The following is a 19,854-nucleotide window of genomic DNA, read 5'->3' as shown; positions in this document are numbered from 1 at the left end:
AAGACCGCGGCCTTGAGGCTTCGTTCCGTTGCACTCAGCGAGATTTGCGGTCTGGCGGCCGATATAGCCATCACCTGTCTGCTCATTTTCTTTCTCACGGTCGACCCGATCGCTGCGCGTTTGCCGGGGGCGGTGACCGGGCTCGCAACAAGCCGGCGGCTGAACCGCTCAATGAGTGGCGCGCCAGGCCCCTTTCCGGCCGATGCCGTCACCCTCATTTCCCGCATTGTGAGCGTCGGACTTTTCTCGCTGCTGCAATCGCGCAACCCGCTGATCCAGCCGGTCGTGCCACTTGCCTTTTCTGCGCTCGCAGCTCTGGTCCTCGCATGCTGCGGCCATTGGCGCCTTCAGAAACTGCGTCGGGCCAAGGGCTAAACCGTTTCCCAGCCCTCCTTATCCGCAGCGCGATAAATCGCATCGATGAAAAGCTGGTTGTTTTTGGAGCTTTCCAGCGTGACAACCTCTCCCTCACCCCTGACTGCGCGGGCAAAGGCCTCTGCTTCCAGCTTGTACTGGCGGCTATCCTGAAACCTGAAGATTTGCGACTGGTTGTGGGCCTGATTGGTTAGCTCGACTTCTTCCGCACCCCAGCGGTTTGCATTAAACGGCGATTTGACCTCGATGTAACCGTCCGTGCCGTGGAAAACCATCAGCTGGCGGGCGGCAAGCTGCGTTGCAAGATAAAAACTGAGTTCGAAGCGGCCGAAATCCGCCCGCACGCTGGAATAAATATCGGTGCCGAACTCTCTGTCACGCTCCACGGTGGCCTGCACGCGCTTTGGTTCTTCACCGGTGACGAAGCGGGTCACGATCGTCGGATAAACACCGATATCCGGCAAGGCGCCGCCGCCGAGTTCGGGAATGTTGCGCATATTCTGAGGATCGCGGTTGAAGTAGCTGAAAGCGCCCTGCACATGTTTCAGCGTTCCGATCGCGCCCGAAGAAAGCAATGCTTTCACCTTGGCCCAGACCGGCGCATAGGTCACCATGAAGGCTTCCGAGATGATGACACCGTTGCGGTCCCGCGCAGCGATAAGCGTGTCGATTTCCTGTGCTTTCAAAGCAATCGGCTTTTCGCAGAGAACATGTTTGCCCGCATCGGCGGCCTTGATCGTCCATTCGACGTGCTGCGACGTTGGAAGTGGAATGTAAACCGCGTCGATGACATCGGACGCCAGCATTTCGTCGTAGGAGCCGAAAGCGTGGGGCGCGGAGAACCGATCTGCGACCGCGCGGGCCCTCGAAAGATCACGACTGGCGATGGCGCTGACCACACAGTTCTCAGCATCCTGTATCGCGGGAATGACGTGGTCCTGAGCGATCTTCGCCGTTGAGATGATTCCGAAGCGCAGCATTTAGTCCTCCCGATCTGACATATGCCGGAAACTTATCATTGTCATGCCGGGTGGCAACCCGTTGCTTCAAGATTAGAGAAGTGATGGCTGGATGTGTCCGCTCTTTGTCAGGAAGGTTTCTTTTTTTCCGGGTTTTCATGACGAATTATGCTATGCATCAAGGTAACGGAGAAACATGAAATGTCCTCTTCCCATACAGCCCTAATGGTCATCGATGTGCAGGAATCCTTTCGGCACGCTCCGTATTTCGAGGATAGCGAATTGGCCGCCTATCTCGAGAAACAACAGGCGCTGATTGACGGCGCCAAAGCCGCTGGCATTCCCATCGTCCAGATATTTCATGTTGATGGCGACAGAGCATTTTCGAGCGACAGCGGCTTTATTCGTCCGCTGGAAGGTGTGCGGATTTCCCCTGACGTGACCTTCCGCAAAAACCGGCATTCTGCCTTTGCGGGAACCGGTCTCCAAATCTGGCTGACGCAGAGGGGAATCAACCGGCTGATTATCTCCGGTATCCGTACCGAACAATGCTGCGAGACCACCACCCGACATGCGTCCGATCTCGGTTACGCCGTCGATTACGTCACCGAAGCAACGCTGACTTTCCCGATGACACATGCATCAGGCACTGTTTTCAGCCCGGATGACATCCGTCAGCGCACCGAGCTGGTACTGGCCGGTCGCTTCGCACGGATCGTTGGCGTCGATGACGTGCTGGCGACGATGAAAGAGGCGGCCTGATGAATAAGGGCGACACGCGCGTTGTTCCTTTTTTTACGCTCGTGCCGCCGCATGCGCTTCTGCTGGACATTGCCGGTCCACTGGAGGTGGTTCGTTACGCCAATGCAGACCAGCAGGATATCCACTTTGAGTGTCGGTACATCGCCGCAAGGAACGAACAACAATCCTCCATCGGCCTTCAGCTTTCCGCACTGGAGACCCTGCCGGCGGCGCTGCCGGAAAACGCTTTCCTTCTGATCTCCGGCAGCACATCCGGCTTCGACGATGATCCGCAGACGCGACGGGAGCGGCGGGCCCTGGCAGCCTGGCTTCATGCGGCGGTGCGTTCCGACACGACCGTTATCTCCATCTGCTCCGGTGCCCTGCTGGCGGGTGAGGCGGGGCTTTTCGACGGGCGAACCTGCACGACCCATGCCGATTGTATCGAAAGCCTGCGACGCATCGCGCCCTTGGCGCAGGTGGCGGAAAATCGTCTTTTTGTGGAGGATGGCAGGCGTTTCTCGAGCGCCGGCATTTCCACCGGTATCGACCTGATGCTGCATGTAATCTCCGGGATGACATCGCCTGCCGTCGCGGCGCGCATTGCCAAGACCATGGTGGTTTATCTCAGGCGCAGCGGCAACGACGCGCAAATCTCCCCCTGGCTGACGGGCCGCAACCACATCCATCCCGCCATTCACCGGGTCCAGGACCGTGTCATGGCCGAGCCGGCGAAGGACTGGTCGCTTGAAGGGCTGGCCGATATTGCTGCACTGAGCGAAAGGCACCTCTCTCGTCTCTTTCGCGACCATACCGGTCTCAGCGTGATCGACTACGTCAACCTGATGAGGGTCAATCTGGCCCGAGATATTCTCGCCAATAGTCGTCTGGACATGGAGACCGTCGCAGAACGGGCAGGCTTTGCATCTGCACGGCATTTGCGCCGCGTGTGGCAGCAGCACAATCATTTACCTCCCAGCCATTATCGCGGTCTCCAAAGGTGAGTTTCCAACCTCACGGCTGCCTGATGAATGCCATCAAATGAATTCAATGGTTATGCCGGCGGCCAGTTGGTACCCTGTCGCCAGGATAGCAACAGGAGTATTCCCGTGGAAAAACGAAGCCTTGGCCGCACAGGCCTCTCCATCGCCCCGATCGTCTTTGGCGGTAACGTGTTCGGCTGGACAGCGGATGAGAAGACCTCCTTTGCCCTGCTCGATGCCTTTTTCGATGCCGGGTTCAACGCCATCGATACGGCGGATGTCTACTCCGCCTGGGTGGACGGGCATGTGGGTGGCGAGTCGGAGGCGATTATCGGCAAGTGGCTGAAGCAGTCCTCCGTTAAGCGGGAGGATGCAGTGATCGTCACCAAGGTCGGTTTTGACAATCGCGGTCAGAAGACCGGGCTGAGCGCCAAATGGATCGCAGAGGCCGTCGATGCTTCGCTGAAGCGGCTTCAGACCGATTACATCGACCTTTACCTTGCCCATAAGCCTGACGCCGACGTGCCGCTGGAGGAAACGCTTGCCGCCTTCGCCAAGTTGAAAGAGCAGGGGAAAATCCGCGCCATCGGCTGCTCCAACTATTCCGCAAGCCAGCTCCAGGAGGCTCTTGATGTGGCTGCCAGGAACAATCTGCCGCGTTACGATGTGCTGCAGCCGGAATATAATCTCTACAACCGGGCAGATTTCGAAGGCCCATTAGCAGATCTTTGTGTGAAACAAGAGATCGGCGTCATCAATTATTATAGCCTCGCCGCCGGGTTCCTCACCGGAAAATACCGTGCCAAGGCAGATACGGAAGGCGTTGCCCGCAGCTATCGCGTGGCTGACTACGTCAATGCCCGCGGCCTCGCCGTTCTTGGCGCACTGGACGCCGTCGCGGTGCAGACCGGGGCAAAGCTCGCCGACATCGCGCTAGCCTGGCTGCTGCGCAAGAAGGCCGTAACAGCGCCGATCGCCAGCGCCACCAGCCTGTCGCAGCTTGAAAGCTTCAAACGCGCCGTCGAGCTGAAACTGACCGACGAGATGATGGCGCTTCTCGACAAGGCGGGGGCATAAGATGGATCTTGGAATTCGTGATGCCGCACCGTCGGATCGGGCGGAGTGGCTGCGGCTGTGGAATGACTATCTCGCCTTTTATGAGGTCGATCTCGCCGCCGACGTGACCAAATATACCTGGGAACGCATCCTCGATCCCGCGTCCCGCGTCTCCATGCGCGTGGCGATGCTGGGTGAGCGCATGGCGGGCTTTGCCATTTACCACTTCCACGATTCCACTTGGGTGAAGACACCTGACTGCTATCTTGAGGATTTGTATGTCGATGGCGACATCCGCGGCAAGGGCGCGGGGCGGGCATTGATGGATGATCTGATCACTATCTGCAAGAAAAAGGGCTGGTCGCGTCTTTACTGGAACACCGGCGAGGACAATCACCGGGCCCAGAAGCTCTATGACAGTTACGTGAAAAGCGACGGTCACATCCGCTACCGCATCACCTTCTGATCAACTCCGGAAACGGAAGAAATCCACGAAAGCCCTCAGCGCCGGACGCATCTGCCGGCGAGAAGGGTAGTAGATATAAAATCCGTCAAAGGGCGCACACCATTCGTCGAGCACGCGGGTGAGCCGGCCTTGCCTGATATCGTCTTCGACGCGCTGCTCGAAAACGAAGGCAAGTCCTGCTCCATCGATTGCCGCCCTTCGGATAAGGCTCTGGTCCGACAAAATAAGCGGCCCCTGCACATCCACAACGAGCGGCTTGCCGTCTTTTTCCAGCTCCCAGCGATAGATGAGGCCGCTTGCAAACCGCCGGCGTATGCAGCGATGCCGGATGAGGTCCCTCGGATCATGCGGTGGCGGGTTATCAGCGAAATAAGAAGGGGAACCGACGATAGCCCCGCGCCATTCACCGCTCGCTTTCACCGCGATCATGTCTGCATCGAGATGCTCCCCGAGACGAAGACCGGCATCGAAACCCTTCGCAACGATATCTTCGAAACGATCGTCGGTCGAAATCTCGAGAGAGATTTCGGGATAGAGCCGCAGGAACTCCCCCAGTCTGGGTACGATAAGGTCTTCGGCGGCAAGCCTCGGTAACGTAATACGCAAGGGGCCAGCCGGTCTGCCGACCTGTTCGGCCAAGGTATCGATGACCGCGTCAATGTCGGCAAGAGCGGGGCCTAAGGTTTCAAGAAGGCGCTTTCCCTCCTCTGTCGGAGAAACGCTGCGGGTGGTACGGTGCAGCAGCCGCAAGCCGAGGCTGGTCTCCAGTGAGGAAACCGCGTGGCTGACGGCGGAGGGGGCGATACCGAGTTCGGCCGCGGCCTTGCGAAAGCTGCGGCCTTCCGCAACGGCGGAAAGAACGGCCAATTGGGAGAGTTGTACGCGATTCATTGTTCTAAATTATAGAACAACCCGCACGGATTTGCAGCGATTATTTTCACCGCCGTCATTCGCTATGTTTCGATCACGCCCTGATGACGGGCGATTCCTGATGGAAGGACGAACTGATGAGAAGCAGAACCCTTGGAAACAATCTGACCGTTTCGGCACTTGGTCTTGGGTGCATGGGAATGACCCATGCCTACAGCCCGACAGGTGATGAAAACAGCGCGATCGCGACGCTTCATCGCGCCGTTGATCTTGGCGTTACTTTTTTCGATACGGCGGAGGTTTATGGGCCTTACACGAATGAAGTTCTCGTCGGCAAGGGGCTGAAGCCCTATCGCGACAAGGTGGTGATTGCCACCAAGTTCGGTTTCAAGATCGATGGTAGCAAACCGGCCGGGCAGATGATGGTAGGAACCGACGGTCGGCCGGAAAATGTCCGCGCTGTCGCCGAAGCGTCTCTCAAGCGTCTCGACGTTGACGCCATCAATCTCTTTTATCAGCACCGCGTCGATCCCGATGTGCCGATCGAAGAAACGGTCGGAGCGATGGCCGAACTGGTGAAACAAGGCAAGGTAAAGCATCTCGGCCTCTCCGAAGCCAGTGCAGAAACGCTTCGCAAGGCCCATGCCACCCACCCGATTGCCGCGATTCAGAGCGAATATTCGCTGTGGACCCGCGACCCGGAAGAAAATGGCGTGCTGGATACCTGCCGTGAGCTCGGCATCGGTTTCGTCCCCTTCAGCCCTCTTGGGCGCGGTGCGCTGACCGGAGCGCTGAAATCGCTGGATGGACTCGCAGCCGATGATTTCCGGCGCGGCTTGCCGCGTTTCCAAGGCGAAAACTTCGACGCCAATCTAGCGCTGGTCAAGCTTCTGGAAGACATGGCGGCAGAAAAAGGCGTGACTGCCGGGCAACTGGCATTGGCCTGGGTGTTGGCGCAGGGCGATTTCATCGTGCCGATCCCCGGCACCACGAAGATTGCCAATCTTGAGAAAAACGTCGCGGCGGCGGACGTATCCCTGACACGGCAAGAAGTCGAAAACCTCGGCTCGTTGCTGGCTCCTTCGAAGGTAGCGGGCAAACGATACCCTGAGCGCATGTCACAGATGGCCAACCGTTAAAAAAAAGCCGCGGTGGTTGCCGCGGCTTTTTTCAATCTGTTTCGGATGTCAGGCGCGCAGAACGCCGCCTGTCGATTTTTCGACATTGCCGACGATCTTTGCCGTGAGCGCTTCGAAATCCTCATCCGTCAGCGTTTTATCGATCGGCTGAATCTGGACTTCGATGGCGACCGACTTGCGATTTTCTCCGAGCGATGCTCCCTCGAAAATATCGAAGACGTTGACACCCGTGATCAGCTTGCGATCCGCGCTGGTTGCCGCTTTGATGATGGCAGCCGCCTCGACCGATTTCTCAACCACGAAAGCGAAGTCGCGCTTCACCGCCTGGAACGGCGAAAGCTCGAGCGCCGGCTTGGTGCGGGTCGCCTTCTTTTTCGGCTCCTGCATAGCGTCGATATAGATCTCAAAACCGCAATAGGCGCCGGATATATCCAGCTCGGACAGCGTTTTCGGATGGAACTCACCGAAATAGCCGAGCACAACTTTCGGACCCATCTTGATGGTGCCGGAGCGGCCTGGGTGATACCAGGCGGGCGCCCCTGCTTCGATCTGGACATTGGCCATGGGCAGACCGCAGGCCTCAAGCACAGCCAGTGCATCGGCCTTGGCGTCATAGACGTCAACCGGCTTGCCACCGCCCTTGGCCGCATTCGACCACATGCGGCCGCTGCCCGCGAGCGAAGCCGTGCCGCGGCGAACACCACCGGCAACACGGCGCTGCGTATCGGGCGTATCGCCCTCATAGGTGCCGGAGACCTCGAAGATCGCGACGTCACCATAACCCTTGTCGGCATTGCGCTGGGCAGCGGTGAGAAGACCGGGCAGAAGCGAGGGCCGCATGTCAGACATATCGGCCGCGATGGGGTTTGCGAGTTTGAGCGCCGGTGAACCGCCGCCGAACAGCTTTGCCTGCGCTTCTGGAATGAAGGACCAGGTAACAGCCTCAAGCATGCCGCGGCTTGCCAGCGCCCGGCGCGCGGTGCGGGTGCGGATCTGCAGCGTGGTCAGGATACGACCATTGACGGCGCCGAGGCTTTCCAGCGGCTCCGGCTTGATATTGTCGACGCCATGGATGCGCATGACTTCTTCGACCAGATCGGCCTTGCCATCGACATCCGGCCGCCAGGAGGGCACGGTAACGGAGACGCGCTCGCCGGTTCCCTCGACACCAAAACCCAGACCCTTTAGAATGGCGAGACTCTCTTCAGCCGAGACTTCGAGGCCTGTCAGGCGCTTCACTTCCGCAAGCGGGAAGTCGACGACTTTGGGTTCGTAGCCCTTGTAACCAACGATCCTGGCTTCGCCGGGAACGCCGCCGCAGAGCTCGAGAACCAGTTCGGTGGTGCGCTCCAGGCCCGGAACCATATATTCCGGATCGACGCCCCGCTCGAAACGATAACGCGCATCGGTGATGATGCCGAGGGAGCGTCCGGTCTTGGCGATATTGATGGGATCCCAGAGTGCGGATTCAATCAGCACGTCGACGGTGTTTTCATCGCAGCCGGAATGTTCGCCACCCATAACGCCGCCGATGGATTCGAGGCCGTTTTCGTCGGCGATGACGACATTGTTCGGGCCGAGCTTATATTCACGCTGGTCGAGCGCGAGTATGGTCTCGCCCTCTACCGCACGGCGCACGGTGAGATCGCCTTTGACCTTCGCGGCGTCGAAGACGTGCATCGGCCGGCCCTGATCGAAGGTCATGTAGTTGGTGATATCAACAAGCGCATTGATTGGGCGCAGGCCGATCGCCAGAAGCCGCTGCTGCATCCACTTGGGGCTGGGGCCATTCTTCACGCCGCGCACGATGCGGAGTGAGAAGCCGGGGCAGAGCGCGGGATCGTCCAGATCCAGCTTCACGTCGACGGGCGTTGCGCCTTCCACCTTGAAGGAGGGTGCAGGCTTCGTCTTCAGCTTGCCGAGACCGGATGCCGCGAGATCGCGCGCAATGCCGTAGATGGAGGTGCAGTCCGGACGGTTCGGCGTCAGGTTGATCTCGATGACCGGATCGTCCAAGCCGGCATAGCTGGCAAAGGACGTACCGACAGGTGCATCGTCAGGCAGATCGATGATGCCGTCGTGATCATCGGATATGTTCAGCTCCTTTTCGGAGCACATCATGCCATGGCTTTCGACGCCGCGAATCTTCCCGACAGCGAGCGTCACATCGATGCCCGGAACATAGGTGCCGGGACGTGCCAGCGCACCGACGAGGCCCGCGCGCGCATTCGGTGCACCGCAGACGATCTGCACCGGCTTGCCGTCACCGGCATCCACCATCAGCACCTTCAGGCGGTCTGCCTCGGGGTGCTTTTCAGCGGAAACCACCTTGGCAATGACGAAGGGCTTGTAGGCCGCCTTGTCGTCAACGTCTTCGACCTCAAGGCCAATCGCCGTCAACCGCTCGCAAATCTCGTCCAGCGTCGCATCCGTATCGAGATGGTCTTTGAGCCAGGAAAGAGTGAATTTCATGTCTTTGCTCCTTGGCTAACCGGATTAAACGCTCAGACCGCCGAACAGCGTCGGCATGTCGAGCGGCCGGAAGCCGTAATGGGTCATCCAGCGGACATCGGCGTTGAAGAAGTCACGCAGGTCAGGCATGCCGTATTTCAGCATGGCGATGCGGTCGAGGCCCATGCCCCAGGCAAAGCCCTGATACTCGTCCGGGTCCAGCCCGCCGGCGCGCAGGACGTTCGGGTGCACCATGCCGCAGCCGAGGATTTCCATCCAGTCCTTGCCTTCGCCGAACTTGACGATAGGGCCGGAACGATCGCACTGGATGTCCACTTCGAAGCTTGGCTCCGTGAAGGGAAAGAAGGACGGGCGGAAGCGCATGACGACGCTGTCGACCTCGAAGAAGGTCTTGCAGAACTCCTCGAGAATCCAGCGCAGATTGCCCACATGCGCCTTCTTGTCGATGACAAGCCCCTCGACCTGATGGAACATGGGCGAATGGGTGGCGTCGGAATCCTGGCGATAGGTCTTGCCGGGAATGACGATGCGGATCGGCGGCTTCTGGCTCTCCATGGTGCGGACCTGTACCGGCGAGGTGTGCGTGCGCAGCACCTTGCGCTCACCCTTTTCATCCGGTGGCAAGAAGAAGGTGTCGTGCATTTCGCGGGCCGGATGGCCTTCCGGGAAGTTCAGAGCCGTGAAGTTGTAATAATCGGTCTCGATATCGGGGCCTTCCGCAATCGAAAAACCCATATCCGCAAAGATCGCGGTGATTTCATCAACGATCTGGCTGATCGGATGAATGCGGCCGCGCTCCGTCGGTGACTGACGGACCGGCAGGCTGACATCGACGGTTTCCGCCTTCAGGCGCGCAGCGATGGCAGCATCCTTCAGCGCATTCTTGCGCTCGCCGATCAGATCGGTAATCTCGGTCTTCAGTTGATTGATGGCGGCACCACGGGTCTGGCGCTCTTCCGGGCTCATGCTGCCAAGCGTCTTCAGAAGCTCCGAAACCGAGCCCTTCTTGCCGAGCGCGGAAACACGGACGGCCTCGATGGCCGGCTCATCGGCAGCGGCGGCGATTTCCGACACCAGTTGCGATTTCAAGGTATCAAGTTCAGTCATCTTTTCCTGCCTTGCCGGTTTTTCTAACAGCGGCGTCGGTGTTCACAGCATTCATCAGATAGTCGGTCGCCATGATAAAGCGTCGCAGATCACTACCCATCCGCACGCGCCCGATCAACCGGGCAAGCGGTAAAAAACGCCCGAGAATGCGGGTCAGGCGGCTTAATTCGTCGACTGCCCGCGGCGGGGCGTTTTCGAGCCACCGCGAAAAGGCGGCGTTACGGGTTCCGTCGGCTTCACAGGCACGAGTGGCGACCTGCAAAAACAGCAGCCAGATATCGCGGGCCTGCGCTGTCGCGAGCGGCATCACATCCTGGGGGCGCTCCTCGAAATCCATGAAGCCAACCCGGCCATCGGCCAGAAAGAAGTCGCGGACATGCGGGCGGCCGTGGCAGAGGCCTGCAGCATGCAACTCCCCGAGCGCTTCCGCAGATTTGACCAAAAGGGCGTCATGCTCATGGGGATCGGACGCCTTCAGCGCATCCATTCGCTCCATCAGCGTCGGCCCCACGTCGCCCAGCACCACGGCCGTGCGGGATGAGTAGATCAGCGGCGGAACGGGGAAGCCGCATTGTTGGAACTGCTGCAAGGTTTCCAGTTCCCGCTGCATGAGGCCTGCGCCGTCAAGCGGCTCCGACGGGCGAAGAAAAGCATAGGGCAGTAGCTTCGACAGCAGCTTCTGCATCTTCATCCACCAGGTCACCCGCTCCGTGCCCTGCCGTTTTATCCAGACTGTCAGCTGCGAGAGTTCGAGCTTCTGGATGCGGCGGTCACTGTTCAGCAAAACGCGCATCAGCGCCGCGATATCGGCATCGTCAAGGTGAACGTAAAAACCCTCGGCCTTTTCAGCCTCATTTGCAGTAACCAGCATTTCCATCCACCAGACGATTTTCGGGGCAGACGGGCTGGATACTCCATTTTTTCTAATTTCCTAAATTAAAAACTACGGATTGAATGGATAGGGGACCGCGAGAGTTGAAAAACGAAAAACCCGCGCCGGTTTCCCAACGCGGGTTCGAATGACAACAGATTGTCCGCGCCGTAATTACTTAACGGCGGTTTCAAACTCGTTGGTGGTACCAGCATCCTTGAGGTACTCAAGCGCCTTCTTCGCTGCTTCAACGAGCGCGCCGAATGCTGCCGGCTCATGGATGGCCATGTCGGACAGAACCTTGCGGTCGACTTCGATGCCAGCCTTGTTCAGGCCGTCGATGAAGCGGCCGTAGGTCAGGCCGAATTCGCGAACAGCAGCGTTGATACGCTGGATCCACAGAGCGCGGAAGTTGCGCTTGTTGACCTTGCGGTCGCGGTAAGCGTACTGCTTGGAACGATCCACGGCAGCCTTTGCTGCGCGGATGGTGTTCTTGCGGCGGCCGTAGAAGCCCTTGGCTGCCTTGAGTGTCTTGGTGTGCTTGGCGCGGGAAGTTACGCCACGTTTTACGCGTGCCATGTCATGATCTCCTTAAAGTGTCCAAAAGTGCGGAAAAGTCTCAGAGACCGTTCGGCAGGTAGTTCTTGACGACCTTCTTGCCGTCAGCTTCGGCGAGAACCATGGTTCCACGCGCGTCGCGAATGAACTTGTTGGTACGCTTGATCATGCCGTGGCGCTTGCCGGCGGCGGCTGCAACGACCTTGCCGGTCGCGGTGATCTTGAACCGCTTCTTTGCAGCGGACTTCGTCTTCATCTTGGGCATTTTGCTACTCCGTTTTTGTATCGAAAAAGGCAGACGAGGCCTATTTCAAGCTATTCAGGAACGGCCACGGCATGCCCTGCCGGACCGTTCGGACGCGCGCTTATAACCGCAGTCGGCCAAAAGCGCAACGGGGAATGAAAATTTCCCCTCGCGGATCAGATATGCGCCTGTGATCGGGGCACGTCAGACTTATTTCGGGGCAAGAACCATCATCATCTGACGGCCTTCCAGCTTCGGCTCGGCCTCCACCTTGGCAATCGCCTGGGTGTCTTCCTTCACCTGAAGGAGAAGTTTCATGCCGAGTTCCTGGTGGGCCATTTCGCGGCCGCGGAACTTCAGCGTTACCTTCACCTTGTCACCTTCGTCAAAGAAACGGTTCATCGCCTTCATCTTCACGTCATAGTCATGCGTGTCGATGTTGGGGCGCATCTTGATTTCTTTGACTTCGACGATCTTCTGTTTCTTGCGCGCCTCAGCGGCCTTTTTCTGGGTCGAGTATTTAAGCTTGCCGAGATCGAGGATCTTGCATACCGGCGGCTCTGCGTTCGGCGAAATCTCGACGAGATCGAGACCGGCCTCTTCCGCCATTTTCAAAGCCTGATCCGTCGGCATGCTACCGAGGTTCTGGCCCTCTTCATCGATAAGCTGAACTCTGGGAACCCGAATTTCCCGGTTGGAGCGCGGCCCCTCCTTGACGGGGGCATCGGCTTTGAAAGGTCTGCGAATGGTCGTATTCTCCTGATCTGTTTCTGGATCACGTCAGCAAAAAACAGCTTGTTTAGTACAAGCGGCGGAAATGTCGTTATTGCTGTGGCGAAGTCAATAGCATATCTGGCCGAAAAGATCACCTGTTGTCACGGTTTTTGCAAAATACCGCCGTTATGGCACCAAAAATCAGGAGAATTGCATATACATGACCGATCAAGCCGTTGAATTCCTGTCCGTAGGCCCCGACAATGACTGCCGCGACATCGCTTTCCTCCATCGGCAGGCGACGTCAGTCGGGACCGCGCCGACAATAGTCTGGCTGGGTGGCTACCGCTCCGACATGACGGGAACCAAGGCGGTCGAGCTCGATCGCTTCGCGGCTGAGAACGGGCTTGCCTGCCTGCGGCTGGACTATTCCGGTCACGGCGCCTCCGGCGGCGACTTCAGGAAGGGCACGATCTCGCGGTGGCTGGACGAGGCACTTGCTGTCGTTCGGGCGAAGGCCCCGTCCCGTGTCGTGCTCGTCGGCTCATCCATGGGAGGATGGATTGCCTTGCGCATGGTTGAAGAGTTGCGCAAGGCGGGTGGCGCGCCTACCGTGGCGGGTCTTGTCCTGATCGCGCCGGCTCCCGATTTCACACAGGAACTGATCGAGCCCAGCCTTTCGGAGGCCGAGCGGCTTTCTCTCTCGGAAAAGGGGTATTTTGAGGAGCATTCGGAATATAGCCCCGAACCGAACATCTTCACCCGCGCGCTGATGGAGGATGGAAAGCAGAACCGCGTCTTACGGGGGATCATCACCACGGGGTGCCCGGTTCACATTCTGCAGGGCATGCGGGATCCCGATGTGCCGTATCAGCACGCGCTAAAATTGCTGGAACACCTTCCATCCGACGACGTCGTCCTGACGCTCATCCGCGACGGCGACCACCGGCTGTCGCGTCCACAGGATATAGAGCGAATGCTCGCGGCGGTGAAATCCCTTGCAATATAGGCATTTCCGCAACGGTCTTAACCATATTCAGCGAGTCTTGAGCGCGGCCGTTTGCTAATGATTGACTCGCACCCCCGATCCCTCTTAACTTTTCATTAAGAATTTAAGGGACGGGTTTCATGATGAACGCACCGCTGGCGCGTGCGCTGCTGTTTGCAGTTGCCGCCGGGCTAATGACTGCTGCCTCCGCCACCGCGGAAACCAAGGGAAGCCCCTCCATGGTGACGGGCGGGATTACGTCCCAGCCGATCGGCCATTACGAGTTCTGTCAGAAATATGCCGACGAGTGCAATATTCGCAGCAAGGTGACGCCGCCACCGCGCGTCACCGACTATGGCTGGAATGTCATTCGCGAGGTCAATACGACGGTCAATACCACCATCGTGGCGATGACCGACATGGAAATCTACGGCAAGGACGAAGTCTGGGAATATCCGACGACGGCCGGCGACTGCGAAGATTTCGTACTGCTGAAGCGCAAGAAGCTGGTCGAACGCGGCTTTTCCGTCGCCGATCTGCTGATAACGGTGGTGCGCAAGCCTGACGGTGAGGGGCACGCCGTACTGACGCTTCGCACGACGGATGGCGATTACATTCTCGATAATCTTACCAACGACGTGAAGCTCTGGACCGATACCAACTACACTTATCTGAAGCGACAGGCATCCTTCAATACCGGCCGCTGGGTCTCCATCGAAGACGGTCGCGACGTTCTGGTCGGCGCGTTGCGCTGATCACGGAGGAAACCGATCTGACAAAAAAGCCCGCGTTTCCGGCGCGGGCATTTTTGTATTCGAATGGTGTCTTTATGATCAGGCAGCCGGAAGCGCGGCAACCTTTGGCATTTCCGTATCGAGACCAAGCAGGAAGTTGATCTGCGGGCGGGCCTTGACGAGATCGTCGATCGAATATTCCGTCAGAACGTCAAAGAATGCATTCAGCGCCTTGCGCAATGCCGAGTTCAGGCCGCAGCTATCCACGAGCGGACATTCAACGGCACCGTCCTCGAAACACTCGGCCATGGCGAAGCTGTCTTCGGTGACCTTCACGACGTCGAACAGGCTGATCTTCTCGGCCGGTTTGCCAAGGCGGACACCGCCATTGCGGCCACGCACGGTTTCAACCAGGCCAGCCTTGTTCAGCGGCTGCAGGATTTTGAACAGGAACAGCTCCGACACGCCGTAGGCTCTTGCGATCTCTGGAATTCGGCTGAGCTTGCCTTCATTTGCGGCGCAATACATCAACATGCGAACGGCATAGTTGGTCTGTTTGGTCAAACGCATGCTGGTCTCCTAACTCTCAATGTGGAGTTATATAGTCTCTTTTTCAGTTTAGAACAATTCCAGAAACCGAAAAAACTGGCTTCCATTCGAGATTTCTCAAACAGCCTTGTTGACCGCCCGCATGATTCATGAACAAACAAGTCAAGAATCGGAATGTAATGGAGGCATTCACAATGGCAAGCCTGAAATCCTACTTTTCCGCTGCCGTTTTCTCAGGGATGACACTGTTTTCCTGCGCGCCTGCCGCCTGGGCAGAGGGTGAAGTTAACGTCTATTCCTATCGCCAACCTGAATTGATCCAGCCGCTTCTCGATGCCTTTACGACGGAAACGGGGATCGAGACAAACGTCCTGTTTCTCGACAAAGGTCTGGTGGAGCGTATTCAGGCAGAGGGTGTCAACTCTCCCGCGGATGTGCTTCTGACGGTCGATATCGCTCGCCTTGTTGAGGCGAAAGAAGGCAAGGTCACCCAGCCTGTCCTCAATGATCCCGTGATCGAAAAGGACATTCCAGCGAATCTGCGCGACCCCGACGGCGAATGGTTTGGTCTGACGACGCGTGGCCGGGTTGTCTACGCTTCGAGGGAACGGGTGACCCAGAAGGAGATCACCTATGAGGAGCTTGCCGATCCGAAGTGGAAAGGCAAGATCTGCATTCGCGACGGCCAGCATTCCTATAATATTGCTCTGATCGCCTCCATGATCGCCCATCACGGCGTCGATTACACCCGCACATGGCTGACCGGCCTGAAGAACAATCTCGCCCGCAAGCCTGATGGAACCGACCGCAGCCAGGCGAAATCGATCTTTTCCGGCGAATGTGATATTGCGCTCGGCAATACCTATTATGTCGGCCTGATGCTGACCAATGATCGCGAGCCGGAAGAGCAGGAATGGGCTCGCTCCGTGCGCGTGATCTTCCCCAATGCGGGCGATCGCGGAACGCATGTGAATATCTCGGGCATGTCGCTGACGAAATATGCGCCCAATAAGGACAATGCGCTGAAGCTGATGGAATTTCTGGCCTCCAGGCAAGCGCAGGAAATTTACGCCAAGCAGGTCTTCGAATACCCAGTGCTGCCCGGCGCAGAGCCTTCAGACGTGGTGAAAGGCTTCGGCCCAATCAACCCGGACAAGCTGCCGCTGACGGACATAGCCGCCCACCGCAAGGAGGCGTCGGAGCTGGTGGATGAAGTGGGTTTCAACGACGGCCCGACGAACTGACCGCCACGCGTTCTTCTCAATCGCTCATCCGAACGCCAGAAAAAAGCCCCGCTGCAACAACATCGGGGCTTTTATTTTGTCTACCGTCTGGTGGCTTACTTCATCGTCGGCATGACGAATTCCGCACCCGACTTGATGCCGGATGGCCAGCGTGAGGTGATCGTTTTGGTCTTCGTCCAGAATTTGATCGAATCCGTGCCATGCTGGTTGAGATCACCGAAGCTCGAAGCCTTCCAGCCGCCGAAGGAGTGGTAGGCAAGCGGAACCGGGATCGGAACGTTGATGCCGATCATGCCGATATTCACGCGGCTTGCGAAATCGCGGGCCGCATCGCCGTCACGGGTAAAAATGGCGACGCCGTTGCCATATTCATGCTTCATCGGCAGTTCCAGCGCCTCTTCATAGTTTTTGGTGCGAACGACCGACAGAACCGGTCCGAAGATTTCGGTCTTGTAGATGTCCATGTCGGGCGTGACGTGGTCGAACAGGCAGCCACCGACGAAATAGCCGTCTTCATAGCCCTGCAGCTTGAAGTCGCGGCCGTCGACCAGAAGCTTTGCGCCCTGCTCGACACCGCTGTCGATCAGGCCCTTGACGCGGGTCTGCGCTTCCTTGGTGATGAGCGGCCCCATATCGGCCTTGTCGTCGGTATAGGGACCGATCTTCAATGCCTCGATCTGCGGAATGAGTTTTTCAACGAGGCGATTTGCCGTCTCTTCGCCGACCGGAACCGCAACGGAAACAGCCATGCAGCGCTCGCCGGCCGAACCGTAACCGGCGCCCATCAGCGCGTTTACAGCCTGATCGAGATCGGCATCCGGCATGATGATCATGTGGTTCTTCGCGCCGCCGAAGCACTGCGCGCGCTTGCCGTTCATGGCGGCCGTGCCATAGACATAGCGTGCGATCGGCGTCGAACCGACGAAGGAGACCGCGCCGATATCGGGATCGGTTAGGATGGCATCGACAGCGCCCTTGTCGCCGTTGACGACATTGAGGATGCCAGCCGGAAGACCGGCTTCGATCATCAGTTCGGCAAGGCGGATCGGCAGCGACGGATCGCGCTCGGAAGGCTTGAGGATAAAGGCGTTGCCGCAGGCGATCGCCGGCGCAAACATCCACATCGGGATCATGCCGGGGAAGTTGAACGGGGTGATGCCCGCGCCGATGCCGACCGGCTGGCGGATCGAATACATGTCAATCGCAGGGCCGGCGCCTTCGGTGAATTCGCCCTTCTGCAGATGCGGAATGCCGCAGACGAATTCGCAAACTTCGAGGCCACGGACGATGTCGCCCTTGGAATCCTCAACGGTCTTGCCATGTTCGCTGGAAAGCAGAACGGCCAGCTCGTTCATGTCGCGGTTCAGAAGTTCGACAAATTTGAAGAACACGCGCGCACGGCGTTGCGGATTGGTGGCGGCCCATTTGGGCTGTGCCGCCTTTGCGCTTTCAACGGCAGCGCGAAGCTCTGCATCGCTCGCAAGCGCAACGGTCGCCTGCACTTCGCCGGTGGCGGGGTTATAGACATTGGATGTGCGGCCGCTGGTGCCCGCCACATGCTTGCCGTTTATGAAATGACCGATTTCCTTCATGGGTGTTCCTCCAGAACAAGATGGCGCAGCATTACCTTTCGAATTGCACAAATCAATCGCCTCAAATAAGCATCCATTGTGCAAAAATAGGTATAATAGGCTCCTCATGAACTGGGATGATGTGCGTTTGTTTCTAAGCGTGGCGCGGAGCGGCCAATTTCTTTCCGCCGCCAGAAAGCTTGGCATCAATCATGCGACCCTCAGCCGACGTATCTCCGCGCTTGAAGCGGCGATCGGTACGCAGCTGTTTTTGCGAAGCACCAATGGCTGCGAACTGACGGAGGAAGGGCAGCGGCTGCTTGTGGCGGCTGAGCGCATGGAAACCGAAATGCTGGGCGCCCAGGCCAATCTGGGTCGGGTTGATGCTGCCGTGGCCGGAACGGTTCGCATCGGCGCGCCTGACGGTCTCGGCGTATCCTTCCTCGCGCCAAGGCTTGGCAGGCTGACGGCCCGTTATCCCGAGCTCAAAATCCAGCTCGTGCCGGTGCCACGCTCTTTCTCCCTGTCGCAGCGCGAGGCCGATATCGCCATCACCATCGAGCGACCGGAACAGGGCAGGCTGATGTTTTCGAAGCTCACGGATTACTCGCTTGGGCTATATGGTTCGGCGGATTATCTGGCTGAATACGGGACGCCTGATGATGTCGAGGCGCTAAAGCGCCACCGCCGGATCGGTTATGTCGAGGATCTGATCTTCTCGCCGTCACTGAACTTTACCGGCGAGATCATGCGCGACTGGGACGCGGCCTTCGAAATTTCGAGCGCCACCGGCCAGACCGAGGCGGTACGTTCAGGCGCAGGTATCGGCATACTGCACAATTACATTGCTGGCCAGTATCCGGAACTTCGGCGAATCCTGCCTGAGATCAGCATCAACCGATCCTACTGGACGGCCTATCATGAATCGGCCCGACAGCTTGTTCGCGTCCGCACGGTCGTTGATTTTCTTCAGGAACTCGTCGCGGAAGAACGGCGGATTTTCGCTTGAGGCCTATTAGTAATATTATTTGCGCAAAGGGGCGTTTCCGGGCTTGACAACGGGCCGCCCGGTGGACGACCAATGCAGCTATTGGGAGAAATCGGAATCTGACATGTCGACTATGATGAAGAAGCTATCGCCGACTGGCCTCGGCGTGGCCGTAATGCTGCTTGGAATGCTGCTTTTTGCGTTGAATGACGCCATGGGGAAATGGCTCGTGTCGACTTACAGCCAGGGTCAGGTCATCCTGATCAGAAGCGCTGCCGCGCTTGTCATTCTCGTTCCGATCGTCTGGAGGGGCGGCGTTTCCGGACTCGTAAAAATCGAGCGGCCCGGCCTTCAGGCGGCGCGTGTTTTCTTCTCCACCGCCGAGCTTTTCTGTTTCTACTTCGCCGTCGCCGCCTTGCCGCTCGCTGACGTCATGACCTACTGGCTAGCCGCGCCGATCTACGTTGCCGCGCTGTCGCCATTTCTGCTTGGCGAAAAGGTTGGCTGGCGTCGCTGGACGGCTATTGCCATCGGTTTCGTCGGTGTCCTCATCGCTCTGAAGCCTAGCTCGGCAAGCCTCACCTCCGCGGCACTCTTTTCCATTCTCGGCAGTGCCGCTTTCGCCTTCATGATGCTGTCCGGCCGGCAATTGCGCAACACACCGGATACGGTACTGGCATTCTGGCAGATCATTGGCGCGGGTCTGGCGGGTATCGTCGCGGTACTGGTAACACCGGCCGGATGGTTGCCGGTACAGTCCGGCTTTGATCTGGCATTTCTTGGCCTGCTGGGCGTTGTGGCCATGGCGGCCCATGTGCTCGTCAACCGGGCGCTCAAACTTGCCGACGCCGCGACGGTCGCGCCGCTGCAATATACGCTGCTGCTTTGGGCTGTCATTTTCGGCTGGCTGTTTTTCGGTGACGTGCCGCAGACGAGCATCGTTATCGGTGCCGGCTTGATTGTTCTTTCCGGCCTTTACATCTTCTTCCGCGAAAACGCCCTCAAACGACGCCGTGATACGGCGGCGGGACTGGCGGCGGAGCAGGTTTGATCCTCGCCGTCAGCCAAGCGCACAATCACGGGACTTGACGACGGCGTGATCTTCAGTGAGTAAGAAGGGGCCCTGCGATGATTTGTCTCGCATGGGCAGAGGAAACAAAGGTGCCGGGCCCCTCTGGCGAGAGTTTTACGGCGCTCTCGTGATGTCGGTACCGCCTGCAAAATT

The 19,854-nt window shown here is 58.3% G+C and carries 21 protein-coding genes; 11 read left to right on the top strand and 10 right to left on the bottom strand.

What is annotated here, in order from left to right:
* Nucleotides 1-12: 12 nt before the first annotated feature.
* Nucleotides 13-375, top strand: a complete 363-nt coding sequence (locus AT6N2_RS09485) for a hypothetical protein (protein WP_209086026.1) — start codon at nucleotides 13-15, stop codon at nucleotides 373-375.
* Here the strand turns inward: AT6N2_RS09485 and AT6N2_RS09480 are convergent.
* Nucleotides 372-1,355: a Gfo/Idh/MocA family protein gene (locus AT6N2_RS09480; protein WP_209086024.1), complete on the bottom strand. Its 984-nt coding sequence runs from the start codon at nucleotides 1,353-1,355 to the stop codon at nucleotides 372-374. The genes AT6N2_RS09485 and AT6N2_RS09480 overlap by 4 nt on opposite strands.
* A 180-nt stretch (nucleotides 1,356-1,535) precedes the next feature.
* On the opposite strand from AT6N2_RS09480, the gene AT6N2_RS09475 reads away from it, so the two are divergent.
* The 4 genes from AT6N2_RS09475 to AT6N2_RS09460 all read left to right on the top strand — a co-directional run bounded on the left by AT6N2_RS09475 (nucleotide 1,536) and on the right by AT6N2_RS09460 (nucleotide 4,580).
* Complete coding sequence (locus AT6N2_RS09475) at nucleotides 1,536-2,096, top strand: cysteine hydrolase family protein (RefSeq protein WP_209086023.1); 561 nt, start codon at nucleotides 1,536-1,538, stop codon at nucleotides 2,094-2,096.
* Complete coding sequence (locus tag AT6N2_RS09470) at nucleotides 2,096-3,079, top strand: GlxA family transcriptional regulator (RefSeq protein WP_209086020.1); 984 nt, start codon at nucleotides 2,096-2,098, stop codon at nucleotides 3,077-3,079. Before AT6N2_RS09475 ends, AT6N2_RS09470 begins: the two co-directional genes overlap by 1 nt.
* A 105-nt stretch (nucleotides 3,080-3,184) precedes the next feature.
* On the top strand, nucleotides 3,185-4,135 hold the full coding sequence (locus tag AT6N2_RS09465; RefSeq protein ID WP_209086017.1) for an aldo/keto reductase: 951 nt from the start codon (nucleotides 3,185-3,187) through the stop codon (nucleotides 4,133-4,135).
* A gap of 1 nt (nucleotide 4,136) precedes the next feature.
* Nucleotides 4,137-4,580, top strand: a complete 444-nt coding sequence (locus AT6N2_RS09460; RefSeq protein WP_209086015.1) for a GNAT family N-acetyltransferase — start codon at nucleotides 4,137-4,139, stop codon at nucleotides 4,578-4,580.
* Here AT6N2_RS09460 and AT6N2_RS09455 read toward each other — a convergent pair whose 3' ends face one another.
* Nucleotides 4,581-5,471 carry a LysR family transcriptional regulator gene (locus AT6N2_RS09455; RefSeq protein ID WP_209086013.1) on the bottom strand — a complete coding sequence of 297 codons (891 nt, stop codon included), beginning with the start codon at nucleotides 5,469-5,471 and terminating at the stop codon, nucleotides 4,581-4,583.
* 116 nt (nucleotides 5,472-5,587) lie between these two features.
* Between AT6N2_RS09455 and AT6N2_RS09450 the strand changes: the two genes are divergently transcribed.
* Nucleotides 5,588-6,589 carry an aldo/keto reductase gene (locus AT6N2_RS09450; protein ID WP_209086011.1) on the top strand — a complete coding sequence of 334 codons (1,002 nt, stop codon included), beginning with the start codon at nucleotides 5,588-5,590 and terminating at the stop codon, nucleotides 6,587-6,589.
* Nucleotides 6,590-6,637: 48 nt separating this feature from the next.
* Here AT6N2_RS09450 and pheT read toward each other — a convergent pair whose 3' ends face one another.
* From pheT to infC, 6 genes are all read right to left on the bottom strand, one after another.
* The gene (pheT, locus tag AT6N2_RS09445; RefSeq protein WP_209086009.1) at nucleotides 6,638-9,061 is read right to left on the bottom strand and encodes a phenylalanine--tRNA ligase subunit beta; all 2,424 of its coding nucleotides are present in this window, start codon (nucleotides 9,059-9,061) and stop codon (nucleotides 6,638-6,640) included.
* Between the two features lie 24 nt (nucleotides 9,062-9,085).
* Nucleotides 9,086-10,168 (bottom strand): phenylalanine--tRNA ligase subunit alpha, encoded by a 1,083-nt coding sequence (gene pheS / locus AT6N2_RS09440; RefSeq protein WP_209086007.1) that lies wholly within the window; start codon nucleotides 10,166-10,168, stop codon nucleotides 9,086-9,088.
* Nucleotides 10,161-11,039 (bottom strand): lipopolysaccharide kinase InaA family protein, encoded by an 879-nt coding sequence (locus AT6N2_RS09435; protein WP_063949796.1) that lies wholly within the window; start codon nucleotides 11,037-11,039, stop codon nucleotides 10,161-10,163. Before AT6N2_RS09435 ends, pheS begins: the two co-directional genes overlap by 8 nt.
* A gap of 174 nt (nucleotides 11,040-11,213) precedes the next feature.
* Complete coding sequence (gene rplT, locus AT6N2_RS09430; protein ID WP_003507464.1) at nucleotides 11,214-11,618, bottom strand: 50S ribosomal protein L20; 405 nt, start codon at nucleotides 11,616-11,618, stop codon at nucleotides 11,214-11,216.
* Between the two features lie 40 nt (nucleotides 11,619-11,658).
* Entirely contained in the window at nucleotides 11,659-11,862 is a 204-nt protein-coding gene (rpmI, locus tag AT6N2_RS09425; protein ID WP_003493355.1) for a 50S ribosomal protein L35, read from the bottom strand.
* 189 nt (nucleotides 11,863-12,051) lie between these two features.
* Complete coding sequence (gene infC, locus AT6N2_RS09420) at nucleotides 12,052-12,588, bottom strand: translation initiation factor IF-3 (RefSeq protein WP_077224822.1); 537 nt, start codon at nucleotides 12,586-12,588, stop codon at nucleotides 12,052-12,054.
* A gap of 187 nt (nucleotides 12,589-12,775) precedes the next feature.
* Between infC and AT6N2_RS09415 the strand changes: the two genes are divergently transcribed.
* Together AT6N2_RS09415 and AT6N2_RS09410 are read left to right on the top strand one after the other, a co-directional pair.
* Nucleotides 12,776-13,564 (top strand): alpha/beta hydrolase, encoded by a 789-nt coding sequence (locus AT6N2_RS09415; protein ID WP_209086005.1) that lies wholly within the window; start codon nucleotides 12,776-12,778, stop codon nucleotides 13,562-13,564.
* A 119-nt stretch (nucleotides 13,565-13,683) separates the two neighbouring features.
* The gene (locus tag AT6N2_RS09410) at nucleotides 13,684-14,298 is read left to right on the top strand and encodes a transglutaminase-like cysteine peptidase (protein WP_063949441.1); all 615 of its coding nucleotides are present in this window, start codon (nucleotides 13,684-13,686) and stop codon (nucleotides 14,296-14,298) included.
* 78 nt (nucleotides 14,299-14,376) lie between these two features.
* Here AT6N2_RS09410 and rirA read toward each other — a convergent pair whose 3' ends face one another.
* Nucleotides 14,377-14,847, bottom strand: a complete 471-nt coding sequence (gene rirA, locus AT6N2_RS09405; RefSeq protein ID WP_063949442.1) for an iron-responsive transcriptional regulator RirA — start codon at nucleotides 14,845-14,847, stop codon at nucleotides 14,377-14,379.
* A 173-nt stretch (nucleotides 14,848-15,020) separates the two neighbouring features.
* On the opposite strand from rirA, the gene AT6N2_RS09400 reads away from it, so the two are divergent.
* Nucleotides 15,021-16,070: a Fe(3+) ABC transporter substrate-binding protein gene (locus AT6N2_RS09400; protein WP_425292726.1), complete on the top strand. Its 1,050-nt coding sequence runs from the start codon at nucleotides 15,021-15,023 to the stop codon at nucleotides 16,068-16,070.
* Nucleotides 16,071-16,165: 95 nt separating this feature from the next.
* Here the strand turns inward: AT6N2_RS09400 and AT6N2_RS09395 are convergent, their stop codons facing one another.
* Nucleotides 16,166-17,662: a CoA-acylating methylmalonate-semialdehyde dehydrogenase gene (locus tag AT6N2_RS09395; RefSeq protein ID WP_209085994.1), complete on the bottom strand. Its 1,497-nt coding sequence runs from the start codon at nucleotides 17,660-17,662 to the stop codon at nucleotides 16,166-16,168.
* Between the two features lie 106 nt (nucleotides 17,663-17,768).
* On the opposite strand from AT6N2_RS09395, the gene AT6N2_RS09390 reads away from it, so the two are divergent.
* Nucleotides 17,769-18,650, top strand: coding sequence for a LysR family transcriptional regulator (locus AT6N2_RS09390; RefSeq protein WP_209085992.1), 882 nt, complete (start codon nucleotides 17,769-17,771; stop codon nucleotides 18,648-18,650).
* Nucleotides 18,651-18,762: 112 nt separating this feature from the next.
* Nucleotides 18,763-19,680: a DMT family transporter gene (locus tag AT6N2_RS09385; RefSeq protein WP_063949447.1), complete on the top strand. Its 918-nt coding sequence runs from the start codon at nucleotides 18,763-18,765 to the stop codon at nucleotides 19,678-19,680.
* Nucleotides 19,681-19,854 lie beyond the last annotated feature (174 nt).

This window comes from Agrobacterium tumefaciens (genome assembly GCF_017726655.1).
Lineage (GTDB): Bacteria > Pseudomonadota > Alphaproteobacteria > Rhizobiales > Rhizobiaceae > Agrobacterium > Agrobacterium tumefaciens_B.
The sequence above is the reverse complement of the archived record's forward strand: the minus strand, read 5'-3'. Positions and strand labels throughout refer to the sequence as shown.

Coding starts and splice junctions, on each gene's coding strand:
- AT6N2_RS09450 (WP_209086011.1), top strand. CDS start 5,588: ATGAGAAGCAGAACCCTTGGAAACAATCTGACCGTTTCGGCACTTGGT.
- pheT (WP_209086009.1), bottom strand. CDS start 9,061: ATGAAATTCACTCTTTCCTGGCTCAAAGACCATCTCGATACGGATGCG.
- pheS (WP_209086007.1), bottom strand. CDS start 10,168: ATGACTGAACTTGATACCTTGAAATCGCAACTGGTGTCGGAAATCGCC.
- AT6N2_RS09480 (WP_209086024.1), bottom strand. CDS start 1,355: ATGCTGCGCTTCGGAATCATCTCAACGGCGAAGATCGCTCAGGACCAC.
- AT6N2_RS09415 (WP_209086005.1), top strand. CDS start 12,776: ATGACCGATCAAGCCGTTGAATTCCTGTCCGTAGGCCCCGACAATGAC.
- AT6N2_RS09385 (WP_063949447.1), top strand. CDS start 18,763: ATGATGAAGAAGCTATCGCCGACTGGCCTCGGCGTGGCCGTAATGCTG.
- AT6N2_RS09400 (WP_425292726.1), top strand. CDS start 15,021: ATGGCAAGCCTGAAATCCTACTTTTCCGCTGCCGTTTTCTCAGGGATG.
- rpmI (WP_003493355.1), bottom strand. CDS start 11,862: ATGCCCAAGATGAAGACGAAGTCCGCTGCAAAGAAGCGGTTCAAGATC.
- AT6N2_RS09475 (WP_209086023.1), top strand. CDS start 1,536: ATGTCCTCTTCCCATACAGCCCTAATGGTCATCGATGTGCAGGAATCC.
- AT6N2_RS09410 (WP_063949441.1), top strand. CDS start 13,684: ATGATGAACGCACCGCTGGCGCGTGCGCTGCTGTTTGCAGTTGCCGCC.
- AT6N2_RS09470 (WP_209086020.1), top strand. CDS start 2,096: ATGAATAAGGGCGACACGCGCGTTGTTCCTTTTTTTACGCTCGTGCCG.
- AT6N2_RS09395 (WP_209085994.1), bottom strand. CDS start 17,662: ATGAAGGAAATCGGTCATTTCATAAACGGCAAGCATGTGGCGGGCACC.
- rirA (WP_063949442.1), bottom strand. CDS start 14,847: ATGCGTTTGACCAAACAGACCAACTATGCCGTTCGCATGTTGATGTAT.
- AT6N2_RS09435 (WP_063949796.1), bottom strand. CDS start 11,039: ATGCTGGTTACTGCAAATGAGGCTGAAAAGGCCGAGGGTTTTTACGTT.
- AT6N2_RS09390 (WP_209085992.1), top strand. CDS start 17,769: ATGAACTGGGATGATGTGCGTTTGTTTCTAAGCGTGGCGCGGAGCGGC.
- AT6N2_RS09460 (WP_209086015.1), top strand. CDS start 4,137: ATGGATCTTGGAATTCGTGATGCCGCACCGTCGGATCGGGCGGAGTGG.
- AT6N2_RS09455 (WP_209086013.1), bottom strand. CDS start 5,471: ATGAATCGCGTACAACTCTCCCAATTGGCCGTTCTTTCCGCCGTTGCG.
- rplT (WP_003507464.1), bottom strand. CDS start 11,618: ATGGCACGCGTAAAACGTGGCGTAACTTCCCGCGCCAAGCACACCAAG.